This window comes from Streptomonospora litoralis (genome assembly GCF_004323735.1).
Taxonomy (GTDB): domain Bacteria; phylum Actinomycetota; class Actinomycetes; order Streptosporangiales; family Streptosporangiaceae; genus Streptomonospora; species Streptomonospora litoralis.
Genome location: NZ_CP036455.1, coordinates 576,791 through 592,144 on the forward strand (window position 1 = coordinate 576,791; position 15,354 = coordinate 592,144).

The 15,354-nt window shown below is 72.1% G+C and carries 12 protein-coding genes; 9 read left to right on the forward strand and 3 right to left on the reverse strand.

Translation table 11 applies throughout. The features are described from left to right. The first annotated feature begins 162 nt into the window (after positions 1 to 162). The 8 genes from EKD16_RS02590 to tsaD all read left to right on the forward strand — a co-directional run bounded on the left by EKD16_RS02590 (position 163) and on the right by tsaD (position 9,685). Positions 163 to 2,190 (forward strand): RNA degradosome polyphosphate kinase, encoded by a 2,028-nt coding sequence (locus EKD16_RS02590; protein WP_242677375.1) that lies wholly within the window; start codon positions 163 to 165, stop codon positions 2,188 to 2,190. After that, positions 2,183 to 3,160, forward strand: coding sequence for an NUDIX hydrolase (locus tag EKD16_RS02595; protein ID WP_131096912.1), 978 nt, complete (start codon positions 2,183 to 2,185; stop codon positions 3,158 to 3,160). Before EKD16_RS02590 ends, EKD16_RS02595 begins: the two co-directional genes overlap by 8 nt. An 86-nt stretch (positions 3,161 to 3,246) precedes the next feature. Further along, positions 3,247 to 3,711, forward strand: a complete 465-nt coding sequence (locus EKD16_RS02600; RefSeq protein WP_131096913.1) for an SRPBCC family protein — start codon at positions 3,247 to 3,249, stop codon at positions 3,709 to 3,711. A gap of 1,826 nt (positions 3,712 to 5,537) precedes the next feature. Further along, positions 5,538 to 6,677, forward strand: coding sequence for an alanine racemase (alr, locus tag EKD16_RS02605; RefSeq protein ID WP_131096914.1), 1,140 nt, complete (start codon positions 5,538 to 5,540; stop codon positions 6,675 to 6,677). A gap of 179 nt (positions 6,678 to 6,856) precedes the next feature. After that, on the forward strand, positions 6,857 to 7,387 hold the full coding sequence (gene tsaE / locus EKD16_RS02610; RefSeq protein ID WP_131096915.1) for a tRNA (adenosine(37)-N6)-threonylcarbamoyltransferase complex ATPase subunit type 1 TsaE: 531 nt from the start codon (positions 6,857 to 6,859) through the stop codon (positions 7,385 to 7,387). A gap of 11 nt (positions 7,388 to 7,398) precedes the next feature. Continuing rightward, positions 7,399 to 8,082, forward strand: coding sequence for a tRNA (adenosine(37)-N6)-threonylcarbamoyltransferase complex dimerization subunit type 1 TsaB (gene tsaB, locus EKD16_RS02615; RefSeq protein WP_131096916.1), 684 nt, complete (start codon positions 7,399 to 7,401; stop codon positions 8,080 to 8,082). Further along, entirely contained in the window at positions 8,079 to 8,645 is a 567-nt protein-coding gene (gene rimI, locus EKD16_RS02620; protein ID WP_207391521.1) for a ribosomal protein S18-alanine N-acetyltransferase, read from the forward strand. The genes tsaB and rimI overlap by 4 nt, the downstream gene beginning before the upstream one ends. Then, positions 8,645 to 9,685: a tRNA (adenosine(37)-N6)-threonylcarbamoyltransferase complex transferase subunit TsaD gene (tsaD, locus tag EKD16_RS02625; protein WP_131096918.1), complete on the forward strand. Its 1,041-nt coding sequence runs from the start codon at positions 8,645 to 8,647 to the stop codon at positions 9,683 to 9,685. Before rimI ends, tsaD begins: the two co-directional genes overlap by 1 nt. Positions 9,686 to 10,134: 449 nt before the next feature. Here tsaD and EKD16_RS02630 read toward each other — a convergent pair whose 3' ends face one another. The 3 genes from EKD16_RS02630 to EKD16_RS02640 form a co-directional block, all read right to left on the reverse strand. Continuing rightward, complete coding sequence (locus EKD16_RS02630) at positions 10,135 to 10,713, reverse strand: Uma2 family endonuclease (RefSeq protein ID WP_131096919.1); 579 nt, start codon at positions 10,711 to 10,713, stop codon at positions 10,135 to 10,137. A 142-nt stretch (positions 10,714 to 10,855) separates the two neighbouring features. Continuing rightward, positions 10,856 to 13,084: an apolipoprotein A-IV repeat region-like domain-containing protein gene (locus EKD16_RS02635; protein ID WP_131096920.1), complete on the reverse strand. Its 2,229-nt coding sequence runs from the start codon at positions 13,082 to 13,084 to the stop codon at positions 10,856 to 10,858. Positions 13,085 to 13,467: 383 nt separating this feature from the next. Further along, a complete protein-coding gene (locus EKD16_RS02640) occupies positions 13,468 to 14,754 on the reverse strand; it encodes a class I SAM-dependent methyltransferase (protein WP_242677205.1) in 1,287 nt (428 codons plus the stop codon). Between the two features lie 200 nt (positions 14,755 to 14,954). On the opposite strand from EKD16_RS02640, the gene groES reads away from it, so the two are divergent. Next, positions 14,955 to 15,266 carry a co-chaperone GroES gene (gene groES / locus EKD16_RS02645; protein WP_131096922.1) on the forward strand — a complete coding sequence of 104 codons (312 nt, stop codon included), beginning with the start codon at positions 14,955 to 14,957 and terminating at the stop codon, positions 15,264 to 15,266. Positions 15,267 to 15,354 lie beyond the last annotated feature (88 nt).

Consider the following 15,354-nt stretch of genomic DNA (forward strand, 5'->3'; position numbering starts at 1 on the left):
CACGGCACTCGGGTGCCTCCTGCGGCGGCGCCCTGCGCATGCGTAACCGCGTGGACACCACGGCGCCGATGCCCGTTCAAGCAGATGGGAGACTCTGCGACCGTGACTGCGGAATCGGTGATTACGGGACAAACCAGTGGCGAACTTCCTGCTGACCGCTTCCTGGACCGCGAGGAGGGCTGGCTGCGCTTCAACCAGCGCGTGTTGGAGCTCGCTGAAGACGCCGACGTACCGCTGCTGGAGCGCGCCCGCTACCTCTCCATCTTCGCCGGCAATCTGGACGAGTTCTTCATGGTGCGCGTCGCCGGACTGAAGCGTCGGATCGCCACCGGCGTGGCCGTCACCTCCGCAACCCGCCACCACCCCGACGACCTGCTGCAGCACATCTCCGACTTCTCCCGCGAGCTGATGCTGCGGCAGGCGCGGTGCTTCCACGAGTCGGTGGCCCCCGCCCTGGCCGAAGCCGGAATCCGCATCGTGCGCTGGGACGAACTCGACGCAGCCGAGCGCGCGAGAATGCACGAGTTCTTCCACGGCTCGGTCTACCCGCTGCTCACCCCCTTCGCGGTCGACCCCGCACACCCGTTCCCCTACATCTCGGGTCGTTCGCTCAACCTGGCGGTCACCGTCCGCGACCCGCAGACCGGCCGGACCATGTTCGCCCGCGTGAAGATGCCCTCCGCCCTGCCGCGCTTCATCGACCTGGGCGCAGACCGCTTCGTGCCGACCGAGGACGTCGTCGCCGGCCACCTGCAGGTGCTGTTCGAGGGGATGGAGGTGCTGGAGCGCCACGCTTTCCGGGTCACCCGCAACGCCGACCTGGAGGTCGACGAGGACGAGACCGACGACCTGGTGCAGTCGCTGGAGAACGAGCTGCGCCGGCGCCGCTTCGGACCGCTGGTGCGCCTGGAGGTCGAGGAGACCATCTCCGAGGACGCGGTGGCCATCCTGCGCCGCGAACTGGGCGCCGAGGACCGCGAGATCTACGCGGTCCCGGGGCCGCTCAGCCTCGCGGGGCTCGACCGGATCGCGAACCTGCCGCGTCCGGAGCTGCGCTTCTCGCCGATGGTGCCCGTCGAACCGCAGGACCTGGCCCACGACGACTTCTTCGACGCGGTGCGAAGACGGGAACTGCTGGTCCACCACCCCTACGAGTCCTTCACCACCACGACCGAGCGCTTCCTGGCCCTCGCCGCGGCCGACCCGCGAGTGGTCGCCGTCAAGCAGACGCTGTACCGGACCAGCGGCGACTCCCCGATCGTCGAGTCGCTCATCGACGCCGCCCGCGCCGGCAAGGAGGTCGTCGTCCTCGTCGAGATCAAGGCGCGCTTCGACGAGCAGAACAACATCCTGTGGGCCCGCAAACTCGAAGAGGCCGGGTGCCACGTCGTCTACGGCGTCGTCGGCCTGAAGACCCACTGCAAGCTGGCCCTGGTGGTGCGCCAGGACGACGACGGAGTCCTGCGGCGCTACTGCCACGTCGGCACCGGCAACTACAACCCCAGCACCGCCCGCATCTACGAGGACTTCGGCCTGCTCAGCGCCGACCCCGAGGTCGGCGAGGACCTCAGCGACCTCTTCAACCACCTCACCGGTTTCTCCCGCAAGGCCGAGTACCGCCGGCTGCTGGTCGCACCCTCGGCGCTGCGCGACGGCCTGATGCGCTGTGTCCAGCAGGAGATGGACAACCACCGGCGCGGTCTGCCCGCGCGCATCCGCATCAAGGTGAACTCGCTGGTCGACGAGGACATCATCGACGCCCTCTACGAGGCCTCCCGGGTCGGCGTGCCCGTCGACCTGTGGGTGCGGGGCAGTTGCGTGCTTCGCCCCGGGCTGGAGGGGGTGTCCGAAACGATCCGGGTGCGCAGTATCCTCGGACGGTTCCTGGAACACTCCAGAATCTTCGTCTTCGAGAATGGAGGGGAACCGCAGGTGTGGCTCGGCAGCGCCGACCTCATGCCGCGGAACCTGGACCGGCGGGTCGAGGCGCTGATCAGGATCGAGGAGTCCGCGCAGCGGGCCCGCCTGGTGGGGCTGATGGACTTGGCGATGGCCGACAGCACGGCGTCGTGGCGCATGGAGCCCGACGGCGGTTGGCACCGGGTCACCCGCGACGATGCCGGTGAGCGGCTGCTCGAACTGCAGAGCGCCTTGCGCAGCGACCGCCACCTGCGGGCCGTCGATGGCTGAACACCCGGACGAACCCGTAACGATCACCAGCGCCTTCCCGCCCCGCGACACCGCCCCCAGCGGCTATCTGGAGCCCATCCGCGCGGCCGGTGCTGTCTTGTGGCGCGGTGATCCCCAGGCGTGCGAGGTCGCGCTGGTGCACCGCCCCGACCGCGACGACTGGAGCCTGCCCAAGGGCAAAGTGAAGAACAGCGAGCACCTGCTCACCGCCGCGGTGCGCGAGGTGACCGAGGAGACCGGGCTGCTGCCGGTGCTCGGCCGCCGGGTCCCGCCCCAGCGCTACCTGAAGAACGGCTGGCCCAAGCAGGTCGAGTGGTGGGCGGCCACCGCCTCGGGCGAGTCCTCCTTCGCGCCCAACGACGAGATCGACCGGCTGGAGTGGCTGCCCGTCGCCGAGGCCCGCCGCCGGGCCACCTACGGCCACGACATCCAGGTGCTGGACAACTTCGCCACCGGGCCCGCCGAGACCTTCCCGCTGATCCTGCTCCGCCACGCATCGGCCGGCGACAAGAACAGCTGGGACGACGACGACCTGCTGCGCCCGCTGGACTCGGTGGGCCGCGGCGACGCCGGCGAGCTCTCCCGGGTACTGACCGCCCTGGGCACTCCGCGCGTCGTCAGCTCCGCGGCTGCGCGGTGCACCGAGACGATGCTGTCCTACGCCGTGGCCAACGGCGCCGAGATGCGCACCGAACGGGCCTTCACCGCGCGGACCTCGGGTTCGGACACGGTCTTCGACACCGAAGGGGCGCACGCTGCCTTCGCCCGGCTCATCGACGAAGGGCTGCCGACCGTGGTGTGCACTCACGGAGAACTGGTTCCCGGCCTGATGCGTGAGGCGCTGGACCGGCTGGACGCCCCCGTCTCCCAGCAGCTGTCCCTGCGCAAGGGCACTTTCTGGGTGCTGCACCTGTCGTCGGCCGACCGGCAGCTCGCCGCGGTCGAACGCCACAGCGTCCGCGGCGGGTGAGCCCGGCGAGGCCCGCGCCCGCGCCCGCGCCGGGCAGCGATTCCACCCCGGCGGCCGATGCCGGATGCGGCTGAGAGGATGCCGCTATGGCCAAGCATCAGGTATCGCGCAGTGTTGTGATCGACGCACCCGCCGAACGGATCTTCGACATCCTCCGTACACCGGGCCGCCACCACGAGTTCGACGGCTCCGGCACGGTCCAGCGGGCCAGTGGCGGCGACGAGCGCCTCGGCCCCGGCTCCCGCTTCGGCATGGACATGCGAATGGGCCTGCCCTACCGGATCGCGAACCGGGTCGTGGAGTACGAGGAGGACCGCCTGCTCGCGTGGCGGCACTTCGGCCCGCACATCTGGCGCTGGACGCTGGAACCCCTGGAGGACGGCACCACGCGCGTGACCGAGACCTTCGACTACCGGCGCGGCGCGCCCGCCTACATCCTCCTCGGCTATCCTGCCCGAAACGCCCGCGGCATCGAGCAGACCCTGCCCCGGCTCAAGCGCCTGGCCGAGGAGGGCGTGCCGGACAAGGACACCGCCGAAGGAGCCGAGTAGGGCGTTCGTCGGCCTGCCGCGAGTTCCTCGACCGCCCTCGCGGGTGCGCCACGGGCCGCCGAGCCCCCGACCCGTCGGCGCGGCGCATCGGGGCCGCGGTCGACAAACCGGGGGCTCGGCGATTATGTGTACGGCGCGGCGGTGATTCGCTGTGCGGCCTTGTTGGTCGGCCGGGTGGCGGGTGGTCTTGGCTGAAAAGCGGCGCCGAGGTCGGCGGATGGCCGGGTCTGCGGTTGACGGGCCGGGTGCTCGCCGGTTGGGCGTGCGGCGGGGCGGCTCGGGTCTGCTGGGCGGCCTTGTGGTCGGCCGGGTGGCGGGTGGTCTTGGCTGAAGAGCGGCGGCGAGGTCGGGGGATGGCCGGGTCTGCGGTTGACGGGCCGGGTGCTCGCCGGTTGGGCGTGCGGCGGGGCGGCTCGGGTCTGCTGTGCGGCCTTGTGGTCGGCCGGGTGGCGGGTGGTCTTGGCTGAAGAGCGGCGGCGAGGTCGGGGGATGGCCGGGCCTGCGCCCAACGGGCCGGGTGCTCGCCGGTTGGGCGTGCGGCGGGGCGGCGACGGCGGCGGGGCCGGGCCTGCGGTGGGCGGGGCGGCGGTCGGGCAGCCGGGTCGGGGCCACGAGATGCACATACGTGCGGCGGCATCCGCCTCGGTGTCGCCCCGAGGTGCCACCGCGGAGCTCCCGTCGGCGACGCCCGGGCGCCACGAGCGACGTGTCGTCGCCACCTCGGCCCCCGATCCGGCGCACCACCGGGGCCGTGCGGGCGCCCGCGACCGCACCCCGCCGCGCGGCCTCCGCCCGGTGCGGGTCCGGCCACAACACGGCGGTACCACGTCGGCCAACCGGCGCCGGTATGTCCGGTATGCCGGTTCACCCGGCGTCTATCGCGAACTTATGGCCGCGGAATGCGCTTTCCTGCGACCATAAGTTCGCGATAGACGGGCCAAGCCGCGCCGCGTCTGTCTGCAGGGACGCGGGTTCAGGGGGTGAGTGCAACACCGGCTCCGCACGGAGGTGTTGTGATGAATACCCACCCCCGGGGGGGCGGCCCCCGCTGGCCGCCGCCACCGGCGAGCACCCGGCCCGTCGATCGCGGGCCGGACCCCGCGCCGTCCTCGGTGCCCGTCGTTCTCCGTCAGGTGACCCGCCGCCCGGCAGACCACAGGGCCGCCCAGCGGACCCGACCCGCCCCGCTGCAACCGCCACCGGCGAGCATCCGACCCGTCGACCGCAGGCCCGGCCCCGCTGCCACCGTCGCCGCCGCTTTTCCGGCAAGACCACCCGCCGCCCGGCAGACCACAGGGCCGCACAGCGGACCCGACCCGCCCCGCTGCAACCGCCACCGGCGAGCACCCGGCCCGTCGACCGCAGGCCCGGCCCCGCTGCCACCGTCGCCGCCGCTTTTCCGGCAAGTCCACCCGCCGCCCGGCAGATCAGCAAGGCCGCCCAGCGGACCCGACCCGCCCCGCTGCAATCGCCACCGGCGAGCACCCGGCCCGTCGACCGCAGGCCCGGCCCCGCTGTCACCGTCGCCGCCGCTTTTCCGGCAAGTCCACCCGCCGCCCGGCAGACCACAGGGCCGCCCAGCGGACCCGACCCGCCCCGCTGCAATCGCCACCGGCGAGCACCCGGCCCGTCGACCGCAGGCCCGGCCCCGCTGTCACCGTCGCCGCCGCTTTTCCGGCAAGTCCACCCGCCGCCCGGCAGACCACAGGGCCGCCCAGCGGACCCGACCCGCCCCACCGCACGCGCCACCTACGAACCCCCGACCCACCACCGCCCCCCGCGCCGCACGCGCCCCCGGGCACGGCACCCGTGCCAGACTTGAGGGCATGCCATCCTCGTTCGCCGAAGCGCGCGTCGACCTGGGCGCCATCAGTGAGAACGTCGCCGCCCTGGCGCGTCGCGCCCGCGGCGCGGCGGTCATGGGCGTCGTCAAGGCCGACGGCTACGGCCACGGCATGCTGCCCGCCACCCGCGCCATGCTCGCCGGCGGCGCCACCTGGCTGGGCACCGCCTTCATCGAGGAGGCGCTGGAGTTGCGCGGCGCCGGCATCACGTGCCCTGTCGTCGCCTGGATCCTGCCGCCCCACGCGCCCCTGGCCGCCGCGGTGGCGGCCGACATCGACCTGGGGGTCAGCGCTCCTCCGCTCATCGACGACATCGCCGCCGCGGCGCGCGAGACCGGGCGCCCCGCCCGCGTGCACCTCAAGGCAGACACCGGACTGAACCGCGGCGGCCTCACCACCGAACAGTGGCCCGAGACCGTGGCCGCGGCGGCGCGGGCGGAGGCCGAAGGGCTGATCCGGGTCACCGGCCTGTTCTCCCACTTCGCCTGCGCCGACGAGCCCGGCCACCCCTCCATCGCCGCCCAGACGAGCGCCTTCCACGAAGCGCTGGAAATCGCCGCCAAGGCCGGGCTGGCCCCCGAGGTGCGCCACCTGGCGAACTCGGCGGCCACCCTCACCCTGCCCGAGAGCCACTTCGACCTGGTACGCCCCGGCATCGCGAGCTACGGCCTCAGCCCCATCCCCGGCCTGGCGGGCACCGGGCTGCGCCCGGCGATGACCCTGCGCACCTCCGTCGCCCTGGTCAAGCGCGTGCCCGGCGGCAGCGGGGTCTCCTACGGGCATCGCTACACCACCGACGCGCCGACCAATCTCGCGCTCATCCCGCTCGGCTACGGCGACGGTATCCCCCGGGCGGCGACGAACACCGGGCCGGTCTTCGTGGCGGGCAAGCGCCGGACCGTCTCCGGCACAGTCTGCATGGACCAGTTCATGGTCGACATCGGCGACGACGCGAGCACCGCCAAAGCCGCCGGGGACGGACCCGAGGCCGTGCTGTTCGGCCCCGGCGATTACGGCGAGCCCACCGCCCAGGACTGGGCGGACGTGCTGGGCACCATCCCCTACGAGATCGTCACGCGGATCTCCGCGCGTGTTCCGCGGGTCTACGACGGCGCCGACTGATAACCACCGGCCCCAGGGGCCGCCCGGTCCGCGCCGCGCGGGGCCTGACCGCCGCCCGCACGGCACACCGGTCGGCGAGCGCCCGGTGCCCGGCCGTGCGCCCCGGTGCCCGCGCGCGCCTACCCTGGTTACGTGGACGGAACCGCCGCCGCACCCGACCGAGACACCGCTGCGAGCCCATGACCGAGACCACCCGCGCCGCCGCACCGGCGCCTTCCCACGCCCCGGGCGGTACCGGCGGCGACACCCGCACCGCCTTCCGCACCGCCGCGACGGATGCCGAGATGCGCGCGCTCGGCCGCCGCATCGCGGCCGAGTTGCGCCCCGGCGACCTGCTGATCCTCAGCGGGCCCCTGGGCGCCGGTAAGACGACCCTGACCCAGGGCATCGGCGAAGGGCTGGACGTGCGCGGGCCCATCACCTCGCCCACCTTCGTCATCGCCCGTGTGCATCCCCCGCTGTCGGGCGGCCCCGCGCTCGTACACGCCGACGCCTACCGCCTCGGCGGCCCGGACGAGCTCGACGACCTCGACCTCGACACCGGCCTCGGCGAGTCCGTCACCGTCGTCGAATGGGGCGAGGGCATCGCCGAGGACCTCACCGACGAGCGGCTGGAGATCACCATCGCCCGCCGGGCCGACGACATCCGCGGCATCACCCTGACCGGCATCGGCGCGCGCTGGGCCGGCGCCGCCCTGTACGCGGACTAGGCTGGCTCACCGTGCTCCTCCTGGCTTTCGATACCGCAACCCCGGCTGTCACCAGCGCCGTCTGCGAAGCCGACGACGGCGGCGGCAGCGGCAGCGTTAGTGTCCGCGCCGCCGCCTCCACCGTCGACGCCCGGCACCACGGCGAACTGCTGAGCCCCCAGATCGCCGACGTGCTGTCGCGCGCGGGCGCGGAGGTCACCGATCTCACCCATATCGCGGTGGGCATCGGGCCCGGCCCCTACACCGGCCTGCGCGTGGGGCTGGCCACCGCGCACGCCCTGGCCGAGGCCCTGAACGTCCCCTGCCACGGCATCCCCACCCTCGATGCGCTCGCGTTCGCCTCCGGCCGCGAGGAACCGTTCGTCGCCGCCACCGACGCGCGGCGCAAGGAGGTCTTCTGGGCGCGCTTCGCCGACGCGCGCACCCGTACCTCCGACATCGCCGTCGACCGCCCGTCGGCGGTGGACACCGCGGGGCTGCCCGTCATCGGGCACGGCGCGCACCTCTACGCCGACGTGCTCGGCCCGGCGGCCGGCGCCGAGCCGCACTATCCCACGGCCGAGGCGCTCGGCGAGGTCGCGCTGCGCCGCCTGGCCGCCGGCGCGGAACTCGACGAACCCCGCCCGCTCTACCTGCGCCGGCCCGACGCCGCCGAGCCCACCGCGCCGAAGAAGGTGAGCCAGTGGCAGGTATGAGCCCCGGCTACCGGGTGCGGCCGATGAGCGAGTTCGACCTCCCGGCCGTGATGGAACTGGAGCGCGCGCTGTTCCCCGGCGACGCGTGGAGCGAGGACATGATGCGCTCGGAGCTCGCCGAGTCCACGCGGCACTACTACGTCGCCTGCCGCAGCGGCGGCGCTGCGGGCGAGGACGGACCGGTCATGGCCTACGCGGGCCTGCGCGCCGTCCCGCCGGACGGTGACGTGCAGACCATCGCCGTCGACCGGTCCTGGTGGGGCCGGGGGGTCGCCTCCGCGCTGCTGACCGAGCTGCTCGGCGCGGCCTATACACGCGGTGTGCGCGAAGTGCTCCTGGAGGTGCGCTCGGACAACCCGCGCGCCAAGGAGCTCTACCGCAGGTTCATGTTCACCGAGATCGGTGTGCGGCGCGGCTACTACCGCGACGGCGTCGACGCCATCGTGATGCGCTGCTCCGCGCCGGCGGCGGCGATAGCCCGCACCCGGGGCGGCGAGCCGAGTGAGGCCCTGGAGTTCGGCGAGCCCGTCGAAGGGGCCGGCGAGGACGAGGAGAAGGCGTGATGAGTGCTGGGGACCTGCCCCTGATCCTGGGCATCGAGACCTCTTGCGACGAGACCGGCGTCGGGCTGGTGCGCGGTTGCGAGCTGCTCAGCGACGAGGTCGCATCCAGCGTCGACCAGCACGCCCGCTTCGGCGGGGTCGTGCCCGAGGTCGCCAGCCGGGCGCACCTGGAGGCGATGACCCCGACGGTGCGCCGCGCCCTCGACAAGGCGGGGGTAACCCTGGCCGACGTCGACGCCGTCGCGGTGACCGCCGGTCCGGGCCTGGCCGGTGCGCTGCTGGTGGGCGTCTCGGCGGCGAAGGCGTACGCGATGGCGCTGGGGAAGCCGCTGTACGGCGTCAACCACCTGGTCGGCCACGTCGCCGTCGACCAGCTGGAGCACGGGCCGCTGCCCAAGCCCTCGATCGCCCTGCTCGTCTCCGGCGGACACACGTCTCTGCTGCTGGTGCGCGACCTGGCCACCGGCGTCCAGTCGCTGGGCGACACCGTCGACGACGCGGCCGGCGAGGCCTACGACAAGGTGGCCCGCCTGCTCGGTCTGCCCTACCCCGGCGGCCCGCCGATCGACCGTGCGGCCCGTGAGGGCAGCGCGAAGGCGATCCGCTTCCCGCGCGGCAAGTGGGGCGACGGCACCTACGACTTCTCCTTCTCCGGGCTGAAGACCGCGGTCGCCCGCTGGGTGGAGGACAGCGCCCGCGACGGGCGCAGCCTTCCGGTGTCCGATATCGCCGCCGGCTTTCAGGAGTCGGTGGTCGACGTGCTCACCCGCAAGGCCGTCGACGCCTGCTTGGAGCACGGCGTGGAGCACTTGGTGATCAGCGGCGGAGTGGCGGCCAACTCCCGCCTGCGCGCCCTCGCCGAGGAGCGCTGCGCCGACGCCGGTGTCACCCTGCGCGTGCCCCGTCCCCGACTGTGCACCGACAACGGCGCCATGATCGCCGCCCTCGGAGCAGAGGTGGTGGCCGCCGACCTGCCCCCGTCCACCCTGCGCCTGGCCACCGACACCTCACTGCCGGTGGACCGCACACTGGCGGCTTGAGCCGTCCGCGCACCGGCGCGGATCGTCCTGCCCGAACGCGTCGGCTACAGCGACCGAGTGTTCTCGGGGTCGGCGCTGGTATGTGGTCCGCTGCTTAAACAAGAAGCACGATCGCGAAGACCACACTGCTCAAGGCCGGCACCAGCATGAGAGGCGCGAAACCACGCTGCTGGGAAGGGCTCCGTCCGTTGCGCGCATGCCAGACCAGCCAAGCCGACACGCATATGCCAAGAGCCAGCTCCCACCACGCAAACGCAACGACCGCATCCACGGCATTCTCCGTAATTCTTGGCAGATGTACTGAGCGATCAACGCGGACACTCCGCTACCAGCTCCCAGCACTGTGGAGAATGCCCCAGCGGCAGCGGGGCGGACGACCAACGCTCGCGCGGCCGTGTACCCGGTCAACGTCTGATCCTGAGAACCGTCGACCCGCGCCCACCGGCTGCTCAGTCGTAGGTACGGAAGCCGGAGGTGTCGATACGCATGCCCGCCAAGGGAGCGGGCAGTTCGACTGTGTCGCCGAAGCGGGTGGAGTGCGTCGTGCGATAACCCCCGTCGACGGGATCGGAGTACACGAACACGTCGCCCTTTCGCGGATCGATCAGCAGATAGATCGGGATCCGCCACTCGGCGTAGGAGTCCAGTTTCTCGGTCGAGTCGATGGCCGCGTTACTGGGTGACGCGACCTCGACGACGAGATCGACGACGTCGGGGTCGAGCAGCCACCCTGACTCGTCCTCGAGACTGCGTGGCACCACGACCAGGTCAGGCGAGCAGTAATCGTCCTCGTCATCGAGGGACGCCACCGAGAACGCCTGCTGAGGCCACCTGGACGGATCGATCTGAGCGAAGATCTGCTGCTGAATACGGGTGATGATGCCGCCGTGTTTGAACGACGGCGTTGGGGACATCACGATTTTTCCCCTGATGATCTCGACCCGGAAGCCCTTGGGCTGCGGGGATGCCTCAACATGTCGCCGTAGCGCTCCGCCTTGGGGTTCGCGATCGGGGAGTCTCATCAGCATGCCCACTCCTCAGCGTCGGACTCGGTGACAGGTATACCCGCTCCTGCAAGGCGTGCCATCGTCTTCGTTCGCAGGGACCACGACAGAGGGGGACGAGCGGCACCCGTCGTGGATGCCGCTCGTCTTGATCCCGGTCCGACCGCTACTCGTCGTCGTCCTCGTCGTCGTGGCGGCGGCGCTTCTTCTTGCCGTCCTGGCCGGGGCGCAGCAGGGCCTCGGCCAGGGCGAGCATGGTCTCCTCAAGGGCGGCCAGGCGCTTGGTGATGTCGTCGTGCGAGGTCTCCACCGCCTCGGTGATGGCCTCGTCGAACTCGTGGCGGTCCGGGCGCGCCTGAACCTCGCGCAGCAGCGGGTCCAGGCCCTCCTTGAGGTGGCCGTCCAGCTTCTCCAGCCGGTCGGTGGGGTCGACCACCGGGCGCTCCAGCAGTTCGGTGAGGCGGCGGTGCACCTCGCTGAACTCCAGGGTGGCGGGAAGCTGGGCCAGGCGCTGGTTGAGAGCCTCCAGGCGGTCGTCCACGGCCTCCAGCCGGCCGTCGACGCCGTCGATGTGCCCGTTGACGCCTTCGAACTGGCCCTCGACGCCGTTCACGCGGCCCTCTATGCCGTCGAGGCGCCCGTTGACCCCGTCGATCTTGCCTTCGACGCCCTCGAAGTTGCCTTCGAAGTGGCCCTCGAAGGTGTCGAACCGGTCGGTGAGGCGGCCCAGGCCGTGCTCGACCTGGCCCTTGACGAGCTCCAGGTGGCGGTCCACGCGTTCGGTCAGCTCCTGGCGGCTCTGCTCCAGGCGGGCGTCGACGGTCGCGCGCTGCTCCTCCAGCGTGGTGGTGAGCGAACCGTGGCGGTCGTCGCTCTGCTGCGCCAGGGCGGTGATGCGCTCGTCGACCGCACCCCGCAGTTCGCCGATGCGCGTGTCGACGGACTCGCGCAGCTCGGCGGCGCGCTCGTCGACGGTGCCGCGCAGCTCGCCCAGCGCGGCGGTGGTGGCGGCCAGGTCCGCCTCGGTCTTGGCGCGCAGCCCTTCCGCGGTCTCGTCGAGCTTGCCGGCGAGTTCGCTGCGGTTCTGGTCGTCGCGCTCGCGCAGCTCGGCCCGGTGCAGCTCCAGCTGCTCGTGCAGCTCGGTGAGCCGGTCGCGCACGTGGGTGCGGATGTCGCCGAGGCGCTCCTCGGTGGACTCGGCCAGCTTGACCACGGCGCTGTTGGCATCCGCCACCGCCGCCGCGGTCTCGGCGTGGTTCTCCTCGGCCTGGCCGCTGAGCCGGGAGACGCCCTCGCCGAGCTGGGAGGTGACGGCGGTGTGGTTCTCGGCGGCCTGGGTGTCGAGCCGCTGGATGCCTTCGGTAAGGGCGGTGTGGCGCTCTTGGGCGCCGGTGTCGAGGCGGTCGATGCCTTCGCGCAGCGCGCCGTGGTCCTCCTCGGCCCGGCTGCCGAGGCGCTCGATGCTTTCGCTCAGGGCGGTGTGGCGTTCCTGTGCCTGCGTGCTGAGGCGGTCGGCGCTCTCCGACAGCGCGCCGGTCACCGCGTCGCGGCTCTGCTCGGTGGCGCCGCGCAGCGACTCGGCGGTGCTGTCGAGCTTGCCGCTGAGCGCCGTGTGCTGATCGCGCAGGGTGGATTCGAGCGTGTCGTGGCTCTCGCCGATGGAGGTCACCAGGCTCTCGCGGCCCTCGGCAACCGCGTTCTCGACGGAGGAGCGGCCCTGCTCCACGGCCGCGGCCAGCGCCTCGCGGCCCTCGTCGATAGCGGCCTTCACGGCCTCGTGCCGCTCGGTGGCCGCGCCCATGGCGCTGTCGTGCTGGGCCTCCAGGCGCTCGGTGACGGCGGCCAGGGAATCGCGCAGTTCCTGTGTGTCGGTGTTCAGCCCCGACACCGCCTCGTCGAGGCGGCCGAAGCGGGCCTCGGCGTCGGCGGTCAGCCCCTCGACGCGCTCGGCCAGCGCGTCGATGCGGCCGGAGATCTGCTCACCGGAGCCCGCCAGGTCGGACAGCCGCGAGAGCGCGGTGTCGAGGTGACCGGTGATGGTGCGGATGTCCGCGCGCAGCGCCGACATCTCCGCGAGCGGCTTGACGCGTTCTCCGACCAGCGAGATGTGCTCGGCGAGGGTCTCCGCCCACTCGGGTGGGCGCGAGGAGAGTTCGTCGACGCGGGCCTGGACGTTGGTGACCGACTCCGCGAGTGTGGCGAACTCGCGTTCGCGGAACTCGCGCAGCAGCCACTCCATGCCTTCCAGGCGCTGGCGCATCTCCTCGTTGACCGCACCCTGCGACTTCTGCTCGGACATCTGGTCCTGCGCGGCCCGCGAGAGGAGGTCCCGCATGCGGTCGGAGATCCCGGTCTGACCTCCCCCGTTGAGGAAGTTGTGGTTGGTCTGTTCCACCGAGGTGCTCCTTACGATCTGGCGCCCCCACCCGCTTCGGCCGTGGATGGGCGGTGTGCTCCTGGGTTGCCGCGCGACGCCGGGGGCGGACACGACACCGCGGCGACCGCGGTGACTTTCGGAGGCGCTGCGGTCACGCGCGGTGATATGCGGTGCCACGGTGGGAGAGCGGGCAGGTTGGCGGCCGCCGACCACCCTGGTGCGTCGCCGGAGGAATCCAGGACGGAAGAGAAGGGATTCAGCGGGATCAGTTTAACGACATGAGCCTCGTTCACCGTGTGCAGTGGCAAAGAAGGGGGATTGCGGCTTTAGCGGTCTGTTGCGTCACGCTAGTACTGATCGCGACCTTAGTCACGCGTGAGCTCGCAGTTCCGGAATGCCTCTTATGTCCCCGATGTCTCCGGTGGGGCTGTGACCTCGGAACACAGTAGGCACAGCGGCCGTTCGCGCACGCGCGTGAGAACCACGACAACGGATTCCGGGCCGCTCGGGCGGAGATCGCGCCGGAGCTTCTCGACGTCCACGGCGGATCCGCGTTTCTTAATCGTTACCGTACCCGCGTTCCGCTTCCGGACGGCCGCCCGCAGCCGCTTGAGGGAGAACGGCATGGCCTCGTGGATCTCGTAGGCCCGGCAGAACGGGGTGGGCACGAGGCGTTCGGCGGTGATGTAGGCGATATCGGGGTCGAGCAGCGCGCCGCCGACGAGCGAGGCCGCCTCCGCCACCAGGTGCGCGCGCACTACGGCGTTGTCCGGCTCGTAGAGGTAGCGCGCCGGCGGGCCGGTGGGGGCGGGCTCCCGAGCGGGGTCGGCCTCCAGCACGGACGGTTCGGACACCGCGCTGCTCAGCAGGGTGGCACGCCGCCGTGCCGGAGCCGGGGCGCCCTGCCACAGCGCCGTCTCCTTCAGTTCGCCGTCCACCGAAATCCATTCGGCCCCGGCGCCCTCGGGGATCCGCTCGTGCGGGATGCCCGGCGCCGCCTTGACGCAGGAGGCCGGTGCGCGCGCGGCCAGGTCCAGCACGGTGTCCCAGGGCGGGGAGTAGGCGTCGGGGTCGAACACCCGGCCGCGGCCCGTGCGGCGGGCGGGGTCGCAGAAGACCGCGTCGTAGTCGGCGGGCGCGACGGCGGCGGCGTCGCCCTCGCGTACGCGCGCCCGGTCGGCCACGCCGAGCGCGGTGACGTTGGCCGCGGCGACGGCGGACGTCAGCGGATCGGCCTCGATTCCCTCCACCGCGAGGCCGGCCTCGGCCATGCCCAGGGTGTCGGCCCCGATCCCGCAGCCCAGGTCGGCCACGCGGGCCCCGGTCCCCAGCGCGGCGGCCAGCCGTGCAGCGCGGTAGCCGGTGACACGGCCCCGGGTGGCCTGCTCCAGGCCGGGGGCGGTGAAGAACATCCGGTCGGCCCGCCCGCCGAACTTCTCGCGCCCCCGCGCGCGCAGCCGCGCCTGGGTCAGTGCCGCGCCGGCCAGGTCGGCGGGGGAGACCCCGGCGGCGGCTTCGTCGCCGGATGCGGCCAGCGCCCGCTCGGCGTCGCGGCGCAGTCGGGTGGCGGCCTTCAGCGGGTCCTCGACTACCAGTTCCGCGGCGGCCGCGAGAACCCGTTGCCCGGCGGTTGTGTGCAGTGCCGCGAACACCGTCGTCGCGTCGGATGCGGTTTGTCCGCTAGTCACCACGGTGTTCTCCGTTCCCCTGTGACCTGTTGTTTGACGCGCCCCATGGGTCGGGCTAATGTTCCATACTGGCACTCTCAAAGGTAGAGTGCTAATCGCGACGAGGCCGGTCTGGCACCCGCGACGGCAGGCCGCCGTGGTCGCCCCTTTGCAAAGCATGCCGTTTCGAATTCTCGAACCCGAAGGGGGAGGTCACAACCGTGTCGACCGCCACCAAGACTGTGCTCAAGCCGCTTGAGGACCGCGTCGTCGTCAAGACGCTGGAGGCCGAGCAGACCACCGCCTCCGGCCTTGTCATTCCCGACACCGCCAAGGAGAAGCCCCAGGAGGGTGAGGTCCTCGCCGTGGGCCCCGGCCGCTGGGACGACGAGGGCGACAAGCGCATCCCGCTGGACGTGAACGTCGGCGACGTCGTCCTGTACAGCAAGTACGGCGGCACCGAGGTCAAGTACGACAACGAGGAGTACCTCGTCCTCTCCGCCCGCGACATCCTCGCGGTCGTCGAGAAGTAGGGCCTCGGTTCTCCCATGCATCCCGCCCCGGCCGGCACGCTGCCGGGCGGGGCGGTTCTCATGTTCGCCGTACGTGTACGGATAGAGG

What these genes read in the sequence shown, in the direction of transcription:
- alr (WP_131096914.1), top strand. Translation starts at nt 5,538, where the DNA reads ATGCCATCCTCGTTCGCCGAAGCGCGCGTCGACCTGGGCGCCATCAGT.
- tsaD (WP_131096918.1), top strand. Translation starts at nt 8,645, where the DNA reads ATGAGTGCTGGGGACCTGCCCCTGATCCTGGGCATCGAGACCTCTTGC.
- rimI (WP_207391521.1), top strand. Translation starts at nt 8,079, where the DNA reads ATGAGCCCCGGCTACCGGGTGCGGCCGATGAGCGAGTTCGACCTCCCG.
- EKD16_RS02630 (WP_131096919.1), bottom strand. Translation starts at nt 10,713, where the DNA reads ATGCTGATGAGACTCCCCGATCGCGAACCCCAAGGCGGAGCGCTACGG.
- tsaE (WP_131096915.1), top strand. Translation starts at nt 6,857, where the DNA reads ATGACCGAGACCACCCGCGCCGCCGCACCGGCGCCTTCCCACGCCCCG.
- EKD16_RS02595 (WP_131096912.1), top strand. Translation starts at nt 2,183, where the DNA reads ATGGCTGAACACCCGGACGAACCCGTAACGATCACCAGCGCCTTCCCG.
- EKD16_RS02600 (WP_131096913.1), top strand. Translation starts at nt 3,247, where the DNA reads ATGGCCAAGCATCAGGTATCGCGCAGTGTTGTGATCGACGCACCCGCC.